This is a genomic window from Candidatus Bipolaricaulota bacterium, assembly GCA_021159055.1.
In the GTDB taxonomy this organism is placed as follows: domain Bacteria; phylum Bipolaricaulota; class Bipolaricaulia; order UBA7950; family UBA9294; genus S016-54.
The window spans coordinates 1-8,649 of sequence record JAGGSO010000081.1; the positions used below are offsets into that span (position 1 = coordinate 1).

Sequence of the window (8,649 nt, forward strand, 5' to 3'; positions counted from 1 at the left end):
CTGTGGCATGGTTTATCCTCACCTTCGTAGCAGATCAAGAAGATGTCCTTATCCTTCGCTTCCTTTGCCAAAGCAGCCAAGCGTTCCATGGCCTTTGGGTTACTGAGGATCTGCTTGCGGAAACGTTCTTCGTAATTGCTTTTGTCCCAAGCGTACGTGTAAGGATCGTGGTATCCATCGAGCCCATCTTGGAATTCCTTCTTAAACCGGTTGAAGTCGTCAAGCAGTTCCTTGGATGGGGCTAATTCATCGTTTCCCCTCCCGCGCATGACCAGCACGGTCTTAACCCCCTCGGGTAGTTTTGCCTTCATCGAGAGATAAGTCTGTCTTAAAGCCAAATCTCCTCCCCAACAATATGGATCCCCGCAAGTATCAGCCAATGTTTTCCATGAAGCAAGCCAGACAGACTCAGGGCGAAAAATACCTCTGCGTTGGGATCCATTCTTAGGATATCTTCATAGTCGAGATAAAGCCCTCTCCGCAGTGGACGTACGAAGTCTAGCCATCCTCGAACGCGGCACGGCAATCCTTTTGGTGAAAGTCCAATGTGTGGAACATTGGAGTACAAGTATTTTCTGAGGTCGGTGTTAGTTGTGTTTCCACCCTTGAACTCCACCCGTAAATCGGTTTCATCTTTGAAACTGCAGCGAAAATCCTCCACGCATACCAGGAACAAGGATCGGCCCGGAGTGCCAAGCGCCTTCTTGAGATTTCTATCAGCCGCTTTGTTGAGGATATTACGTTTTTGTGTTGCTGTAAGCTTTGAGACCGTTGTAGGAGGTCCGCTTATCACTTCGTCTTCGCTGTGAAGACCATAGGGGTCTTCTTCTAACGGTCTTAATTGTTTGGCGTAAAACGGCACTTCAAGGATTGTGTTGGGCGGAAACCATTCAACGTGTTCCTCAAACAGGCAGTGATATCCCTCCTTCACCGGTCTGATCCACTCGAGGGTTTCGGGTTCGATCCCAGCCACGCAGATGGCTCTGTCCGTCATCTCGGAAATCGCAAGGAGAAGAAAGTCACTTAGATAGCAATCTTTTCGTAGCATGGCTACATTCCCCTAAAGCTCATGACATTCTGATTTACATTTTATCTATTTCATCCTGAGGTATCAATTAGCTGCATGGTATCATGAGCGGAGAATCTGGACCGGTATGCCCGTTTTTGGTAGTGTAACGGTGCGATGGAACGGGATGAGCTGCGCAAGCTGGTGATCGAGATCCTGCGGGCCAACCCGCAGACGCACCTGAATGCGGTGATCGGGGAGATCAGGCGCCGACACCCCGATTTCCGCGGCTACGACGCGCTTACGGTCCAAGAGATCATCTGGGAGCTCCTCCTCCAAGGGGTCCTTGCTCCGGGGAAGAACTCGCTCAACCTGAACCTTCCGTTCATCCACCTCACCGAGTACGGGGAGCGGGCCCTGGCCGAGGAGACGCTACTGCATGACCCTGCCGGCTACATCCAAAAGCTGGAGGCGCGAATCGGACGGGCGCTCCCCCCGGTCGTATCCGCCTACCTGCGGGAGAGCCTCCACTCGTTCCTCGCCGGGCGGGATTTTGCCGCCGCGGTCCTCCTCGGGATCGCGGCAGCGGAGTGCCTGCGGACCCTCACCGACAGGATCCCGGGTGAGCTTCCGACCGACGTCACCGGCATTGCCCACCGGTTCGTCCTGCTTGGATTCCCCCAGACCGAGGCCGACTCCCTTGCCGTCGCGGTATCCGGCCTGCGCCGGATCGCTGACTACACCCGGGATCATGCCGGACGGCCCGCTGCCCGGGAGGTGACCCGGGAGACGGCGCACGCGCATCTGCTCCTGTTCTTCGACCACTGCGCTCAACTGTACGCCGCGCGCGATCGCCTCGCGGGAAACTAGGTTGCCGGGTCCACGACCGGCGGCTATCCTTGTGCCAAACCCCATGGAGGTAGACACAAATTGGCGAATGAGATACGCGTTGTTCAGTACGGACTCGGGCCGATCGGATCGGCGATCGCGCGGTTGATCCACTCCCGGGACGCCCTCAAGCTCGTCGGTGGGGTGGATATCGCCCCGGAGAAGGTGGGGGCGGACCTGGGTGATGCCATCGGGCTCGGGGAGAAGCTCGGGGTCCCGGTGGCAAAGACGCTGGCGGAGGCGCTCTCCGCCGCCCCGGCCGACGTGGTGGTGCACACGACGAGCTCGTACTTCGATTTGTTCTCCGACCAGATCCGCGAGATCCTGGAGGCGGGGCTCGACGTGGTCTCCACCGCGGAGGAGCTGTCGTTCCCGTGGCTCGCCCACCGGGATGAGGCAGAGAGGATCGATCGAATCGCCAAGCGGATGGGCAAGACCGTGCTCGGGACCGGGGTGAATCCCGGGTTCCTCATGGACGCGCTCCCGCTCTCCCTCACCGCGATCTGCCAGCAGGTGACCCGGATCGAGGTGACCCGACGGATGAACGCCACCAACCGCCGCGGCCCGTTTCAGAAAAAGATCGGGGCCGGAATGACGGTCGATGAGTTCAACGCCCGGATGGCCCAGGGACGGATGGGGCACGTCGGGCTGCGCGAGTCGGTGGGGATGATATTCGATACCCTGGGATGGGAGCTGACCCGGTTCGAGACCGCGGTCGAGCCGCTCGTCGCCGATCGGGCAATTCAGACTCCGTACGTGCGGGTCGATCCCGGCGCGGTGCGCGGCCTGAAGCAGACGGCGCACGGCTACTGCGGGGACGATGACCGAGTGGTTCTCACCTTCATCGCCGGGCTCGACGAGCCGGAGGAGGCTGATACGATCCGGATAACCGGGGTCCCGGATCTCGAGATCGTGCTGCACGGGACGAACGGGGATCTGGCCACCGCGGCGATCGTCGCGAATGCGATCCCGCGCGTGATCGCCGCCCCGCCGGGCCTGGTCACGATGCGCGACCTCCCGATCGTCACCGTCGGTCGGTGAGCAGAGCCTGCACGGCGAGCCTCCCGGACCGGACCGCGCCCTCGATCGTCGCCGGCCAGCCGGTGCTGGTGTAGTCGCCAGCGAGGTACAGCCCGGAGATCGGAGTTCGCGACGGCGGACGGAGCGCCTCCGTTCCCGGCGCGGGGACGAACGTCGCCCGCGGGTGGCGGACGACCAGGGAATCGAGCAGCCGCGCGTGCTTGACCTGCGGGAGGAGGGCTCCGAGCGCGGCGACGATCCGGGAGACGATCTCGTCGTCTCGCAGCGGCATGAGCTCACTTGCCGCGCTCTGGGAGATCGCGATGTGCCTCGGGCCCGCACCGCCCTGGATGCGGGTGACGTCGAACACGGCCTGCACCGGCGAATCGACCCCGATCACGAACTCCTCGTCCATCACCGCCCGGTCGAACCACAGGTGGACGTTCACGATCGGGGAGAACCGAAGCCTGCTCAGCCAGGCGAACGATGGATCGGTCCGCAGATCGGCGGGGACGAGAGAGCTGACCCGGTCGGGGCTCACGGCGAGGATCACCCCGTCCCCTTCGATTACCTCACCGTCTGCAAGCCTCACTCCAGTTGCCCTGCCGCCCGCGATCAGGATCTCCTCCGCACTGCGGCCGCGGATCACTCTCCCGCCGCGATCTTCCAGGAACCGGACCGCGCTTCCGAACACCTGAGAGAGGGGCTGGGTGAACAGGCCCATGTCCGCCCCGTGCGCCCGAAAGAAGCCGTTTGATAACACAAACCAGGCCGCGCGCCCACTCACCGCGTCCGGGAGCGCGTTCAGCGCGGCGACCGCGACCGGGGTCCACAGCCGCGCCACCGCCCGCCGGGATTGGCGATGGCGCGCGAGCCATTCTCCAAACGTCTCCTCCTCGCGCGGGGCCCGCACGAGGAGCGCCGCCCCAGCGCCCGCGGCCCTGACCCGCTCCCCCCACGCTAGCGGACTGTAGGTAAGGAGCGAGGGGAGGAGGTGGAGCGGCCCGGGAAGCGGTGTCGAGTAGACCGCACCCCTGCCGCCGGGATGGCGCATCGGGACGTGCAGCCGCGGTTGGAATCGGACCGCATCGCCCGCTCCGATCAGGTCCAGTAGCGCGATCGCCTCGGTGCAGACGCGCATGAGGATGTGCACGCCGTAGTCGATCTCTTCGTCCATCCGCGAGTAGCGGAACGATGCCGCCCGCCCGCCGAGCCGGGGCGTCCGCTCGATCAGCACGGTCTCGATCCCGGCCTGGGCAAGTCGACAGGCGGCGGAGATCCCGGCCGGGCCGCCGCCGATGATCAGTACCCGCGCCATAGGAACGCTCCTACAAACGTGCGTGCGAGGAGGGAGCCCTTCTCGAACTTCGTGAGCGAAACCCTTCCGGAGAAGACGTCGTAGCCGCGGGCCTCGATCCGATCGAGGATCGCTCCGTACACGCGCCCGAGGAAGAGGGGAAACGGGCGGGCATGGCGGGGGAGGGCCGGGATGAGCTTGAATCCACGCTTGATCAAATCACGGGCCCGCCCCGCCTCGAACGCAAGGAGGTCCCGCATCCGGTCGGACATCGTCCCGGAGAGGATTTCGTCCTCGGTCACCCCAAACCGGGCGAGGTCCTCCTGTGGGAGGTAGATCCGATCGCGGTCGGCGTCTTCCTTCACATCGCGGACGATGTTGGCGACCTGCAGCCCGATCCCAAGGTCGATCCCGCGCGCCCGCGTCTCGTCCGTCACCGGCCCACCGGCGAGCACGGGGAGGACCGCCAGCCCGACCGCGGAGGCGACGCGGTAGCAGTACGCGGACAGCTCGTCGAACGTGGGATAGCGCGACACGGTGAGGTCCATCTCCACTCCGTCGATGATCGCGGCGAGGTCCTGCGGATCGATGGAGAACCGGGCGATCGTGTCGGCGAGGGCGAGGTCGACCCCGGGAGACGGGTTTCCGGAGGCGACAGCGTGCAGCCGGGCCCGCAGCGCGGCGAGCTTGTCCCGCTTTTCGGCCAGTGGTGCGGAGCTGTCGGCGATGTCGTCCGCCTCGCGGCAGAACGCGTAGATCGCGTAGATCGAGCGGCGCTTGTAGGTGGGTAACGTCAGAAACGCGTAGTAGAAGTTGCTCTTGGCCGCGCGAGTGCGGCGGGTGCACTCGCGGTAGGCCGCAGCTAGCTTCGGATCCATCTCTCGTAACGGGGCGAGACCAGGGTGGAGAGGAAGAGCCGCATCTTCTCCCCCTTGCTCAGGACGGGGCGGCGGGACAGGGTGTCGTAGTCCTGGGCCGCGATCTTGTCGAGGATGGCAAGGCCGCCGCGGGAGAAGAGCGCGATGTCGACCCGCAGGTGGCCGGACACGCGGTCGAGGAGCGGGAGCCCATCACGGAAGTAGCCCCGCGCCCGGTCGACCTGGAACCGCACCAGGGCCCGAACCCGCTCGTTTGCGCTCGCTGCTGCGATGTCGGATTCGCTCACCCCGAATCTCTCCATCTCGTCCTGAGGCAGGTAGATCCGGCCCATCTCGTAGTCGCGCCGGATATCCTGCCAGAAGTTGGTGAGCTGGAGCGCGGTGCAGGTGTTGTCCGACAGTCTGAACAGCTCCTCGTCGCGATAGCCGTAGAGCATGAGGAACAACCGGCCGACCGGGTTCGCCGAGTGATCGCAGTAGTGGAGGAGCTCTCCGAAGTTCGCGTACCGGTGCACGCGCTGGTCGATCCGGTTCGCCTCGATCAGCTTGAGGAACGGCACAGCGGGAAGGTCGAACTCCGCGATCGTTTGTTTAAGCGCGATGATCACCGGGTGGCGCGGGGTTCCGGAGTAGGCGCTCTGAAGCTCTTCCTCGAATCGGTCGAGGAGGGCGATCCGGTCCCCGGGGGCCTCGTCGCCGATGTCGTCGACCGTGCGGCAGAACGCGTACACCGCCGCGATGTGGACCCGCATCCGCCGCGGCACCAGAAGCGAGATGAGGGTGAAGTTCTCGTAGTGCTGCCTCGTCAGACGCAGGCAGAGGTCCCGCGCCGCGGCAAGGGACGGCGGACTCTCCGGCAGCTCGATCAGGGTGCGAATGTGCTCGGCTACCATCCCTGCACTTGCACGATGACTTCGCGCTCCCGCGGACGATCGAGCTCGATCAGGAAGATCCGCTGCCAGCGGCCGAGGAGGAGCTCACCAGCAGCCAGAGGGATGATTTCACTCGCTCCCAACAGCAGATGCTGGCAGTGAGCGTGCCCGTTCGGGCATTCGTCCTCGGTCATGTTGGCGGTGCGCACGACGAAGTCGTTGTGCTTGTAGTCCCCGTCCTTGGGTGCAACCCGCTGCAGGAACCGCGCCATGTCACCGAGAAGGAGGGGCTCGTTTTCGTTGATCTTGATCGCCGCGGTGGTGTGGCGCGAGTAGACGAGCACCATCCCCTCACTGATCCCGGAGCGGGCGAGGATCTCCAACACCTTATCGGTGATATCGATAAACTCAAGAGCCCGCTGTGCAGTCTTTCTGATAATCTCGCGATAGACCTTTACCTGCTTGATCACTGCTTGATGTATCTGAGTATTCATCGTTTCAGGAGATGTTCCTCGTCTCCATTCCCCCCTTTCGCATTTTTTGTCTCGTCTATTTCCCGTAATTTCTGTACCACCTCTTCGATCACGTTGTCCGGGGTCGACGCCCCGGCGGTCACCCCGAACGTCTCCCGGCCAGCGAGCCAGTCCGGCTCGATCTCGTCCGCCGATTCGATGTGATAGGTCGGTACTCCGGTCCCGCGGCAGGTCTCGGCGAGCTTGCGCGTGTTCGCTGAGGATCGGCTTCCGACCACGATCAGGGCGTCGACCTGTTCGGCGAGCTCGCGCCCCGCCTGGTAGCGGCGGCCGGTCTCCGGACAGGTGGTGTCGATGATCCTGATCTCCCCGAGCTTTCCGGTGTAGCGCACGATGAGCTCCTGGGCGAATCGGGCGAACAGCTCCGGCTTCTTCGTCGTTTGGGCGATGATCCCGATCTTCTTCGCCTCCGGCGGGAGCTCGATATCCGGGGTGAGGGTGGCGATCCCCTCCCCCCGCGTCCAGGAGAGGATCCCCTTCACTTCCTGATGGTCAGCCTCCCCGTACACCACGACGAAGTACCCCTCCTCGACGAGTTTTGCTGCCGTCTGCTGCGCGCGGCGGACGATCGTGCAGGTGGTGTCGACGAGCCGCAGCCCGCGGCGGCGGATCTCGGCGTATACCTCCTCCCCCGCTCCGTGGGCGGTGATCGCCACCGTCCCTCCGGGAGGGACCTCGTCGAGCGAGTGCACAAGCTGAGCCCCACTTCTCGCCAGCGCCTCGACGACGTGGGTGTTGTGCACGATCGCCCCCAGGGTGTAGAGGGGTCCGCGATCCCTGAGCTCCGCTTCAATCATCTCCACCGCGCGGCGCACCCCGAAGCAGAACCCGAGAACCTGTGCCTTTATGATCCTCACGCGACCTCCTTCGCGGATGAGGGGAGAGCATGACGCGGTGATCGAGGAAAACGGAAACTCACACTCGCCCCTCCGTCTCCGCATCTCCTCATCCCCGCGCCTCCCCATCCCCGCGTCTTGCCTCGCGGTAGCGACCGAGGGCCATCATCGGGAAGTTGTCCCGGTACAGGTGGTAGTTGATCATGAAATCCGTGGGGAACCCGGTCCCGGTGAAGTACGGCTCGTCCCAACCGCCGTCTTCCTGTTGCGTCTCGATCAGGTACTCCACCCCACGACGGGTCGCTGGATGATCCGCCTCGCCCGCGGCGAGCAGGCCGAGGAGGGCCCACGCGGTCTGCGATGCGGTCGACGGGCCGCGCCCGCGCCACTTTGGATCGTAGTAGCCCTCGACCCTCTCTCCCCAGCCGCCGTCTTCGTTCTGGTGCTCAATCAACCACTCGACCGCGCGGCGGACGTAAGGGGCTCGCATATCCTCCCCGACTGCGGCGAGCGCGGGGAGGACGTATCCGATCCCGTAGGTGAGGTTCACCCCCCACCGTCCGTACCATGCCCCGTCCGGTTCCTGTTCGCGCTTGAGATAGGCAAGTGCACGATCGACCGGCCGGAACCCCTTTTTATACCCGAGCCGGCCGAGGAGCTCGACGATGTGCGCCGTAACATCGACCGATGGCGGATCGATCATCTCCCCGAAGTCGGCGAACGGGATCTCCCGCAGGAGCGCCCGGGTGTTGTTTCGATCGAACGCCCCCCACCCGCCGTTTGAGCTCTGCATCGCAAGGAGCCATTCCAGACCCCGTGAGATGGCGAATTCCTTGGCCCGCTCAGGAAGATCGGTCCTTAGCAGGGCCATCATCACCACCGATGAGTCGTCGGTATCGGGGTAAACGTCGTTATCGAACTCGAACGCCCAGCCGCCGGGACGCCCGTTGCACTTCACCTGCCAATCGCCCCCCACGAAGATCTGCTCATTCAGGAGCCATTTCCCGGCCTTGACCAGCGCGGGGTGATCCGCGGGAAGACCGGCATCCTGCAGGGCGATCATCGCAAGCCCTGTGTCCCACACCGGAGAGATGCAGGACTGGAACCGGAACTTTCCCTCCTCCTCTATCGAGTAGCGCTTTAGCCCCTCGATCCCCTTCTTGAGGATCGGCCCCTCGGGGTCGTGGCCGAGGACGTAAAGGGCGATGAGGGAGTAAACCCAGGCGGGCTGGATCCCGCCCCAACAGCCGTCGGCCTCCTGACGGGCGATGATCCACTCCTCGGCCGCCTTTATCGCACGTTTGCGGAGTGGTTTCCAC

10 protein-coding genes are annotated in these 8,649 nt (G+C 63.8%); 2 read left to right on the forward strand and 8 right to left on the reverse strand.

Translation table 11 applies throughout. From position 1 onward, the window contains the following. Positions 1-338, reverse strand: a 338-nt coding sequence (locus J7J55_04115) for a DUF488 family protein (GenBank protein ID MCD6141885.1), incomplete at its 3' end; no start/stop codon positions are given. After that, positions 329-994 carry a hypothetical protein gene (locus J7J55_04120; protein MCD6141886.1) on the reverse strand — a complete coding sequence of 222 codons (666 nt, stop codon included), beginning with the start codon at positions 992-994 and terminating at the stop codon, positions 329-331. The genes J7J55_04115 and J7J55_04120, both read right to left, overlap by 10 nt. A 189-nt stretch (positions 995-1,183) precedes the next feature. On the opposite strand from J7J55_04120, the gene J7J55_04125 reads away from it, so the two are divergent. Beyond that, positions 1,184-1,876, forward strand: a complete 693-nt coding sequence (locus tag J7J55_04125) for a hypothetical protein (protein ID MCD6141887.1) — start codon at positions 1,184-1,186, stop codon at positions 1,874-1,876. 60 nt (positions 1,877-1,936) lie between these two features. Beyond that, positions 1,937-2,935, forward strand: coding sequence for a dihydrodipicolinate reductase (locus J7J55_04130; GenBank protein ID MCD6141888.1), 999 nt, complete (start codon positions 1,937-1,939; stop codon positions 2,933-2,935). Here J7J55_04130 and J7J55_04135 read toward each other — a convergent pair. The 6 genes from J7J55_04135 to shc all read right to left on the reverse strand — a co-directional run. Then, positions 2,919-4,232, reverse strand: coding sequence for an FAD-dependent oxidoreductase (locus J7J55_04135; protein MCD6141889.1), 1,314 nt, complete (start codon positions 4,230-4,232; stop codon positions 2,919-2,921). The genes J7J55_04130 and J7J55_04135 overlap by 17 nt on opposite strands. After that, positions 4,217-5,089 (reverse strand): squalene/phytoene synthase family protein, encoded by an 873-nt coding sequence (locus tag J7J55_04140; protein MCD6141890.1) that lies wholly within the window; start codon positions 5,087-5,089, stop codon positions 4,217-4,219. The genes J7J55_04135 and J7J55_04140 overlap by 16 nt, the downstream gene beginning before the upstream one ends. Beyond that, positions 5,074-5,982 carry a squalene synthase HpnC gene (gene hpnC, locus J7J55_04145; protein ID MCD6141891.1) on the reverse strand — a complete coding sequence of 303 codons (909 nt, stop codon included), beginning with the start codon at positions 5,980-5,982 and terminating at the stop codon, positions 5,074-5,076. Before hpnC ends, J7J55_04140 begins: the two co-directional genes overlap by 16 nt. Beyond that, positions 5,976-6,455: a YjbQ family protein gene (locus tag J7J55_04150; GenBank protein ID MCD6141892.1), complete on the reverse strand. Its 480-nt coding sequence runs from the start codon at positions 6,453-6,455 to the stop codon at positions 5,976-5,978. Before J7J55_04150 ends, hpnC begins: the two co-directional genes overlap by 7 nt. Next, complete coding sequence (gene ispH / locus J7J55_04155; GenBank protein ID MCD6141893.1) at positions 6,452-7,351, reverse strand: 4-hydroxy-3-methylbut-2-enyl diphosphate reductase; 900 nt, start codon at positions 7,349-7,351, stop codon at positions 6,452-6,454. Before ispH ends, J7J55_04150 begins: the two co-directional genes overlap by 4 nt. An 88-nt stretch (positions 7,352-7,439) precedes the next feature. After that, positions 7,440-8,649, reverse strand: a 1,210-nt coding sequence (shc, locus tag J7J55_04160; GenBank protein MCD6141894.1) for a squalene--hopene cyclase, incomplete at its 5' end; no start/stop codon positions are given.

Excerpts from the sequence above, each read along its gene's own strand:
- J7J55_04120 (MCD6141886.1), bottom strand. The coding sequence starts at position 994 with ATGACGGACAGAGCCATCTGCGTGGCTGGGATCGAACCCGAAACCCTC.
- J7J55_04125 (MCD6141887.1), top strand. The coding sequence starts at position 1,184 with ATGGAACGGGATGAGCTGCGCAAGCTGGTGATCGAGATCCTGCGGGCC.
- J7J55_04135 (MCD6141889.1), bottom strand. The coding sequence starts at position 4,232 with ATGGCGCGGGTACTGATCATCGGCGGCGGCCCGGCCGGGATCTCCGCC.
- J7J55_04140 (MCD6141890.1), bottom strand. The coding sequence starts at position 5,089 with ATGGATCCGAAGCTAGCTGCGGCCTACCGCGAGTGCACCCGCCGCACT.
- hpnC (MCD6141891.1), bottom strand. The coding sequence starts at position 5,982 with ATGGTAGCCGAGCACATTCGCACCCTGATCGAGCTGCCGGAGAGTCCG.
- J7J55_04150 (MCD6141892.1), bottom strand. The coding sequence starts at position 6,455 with ATGAATACTCAGATACATCAAGCAGTGATCAAGCAGGTAAAGGTCTAT.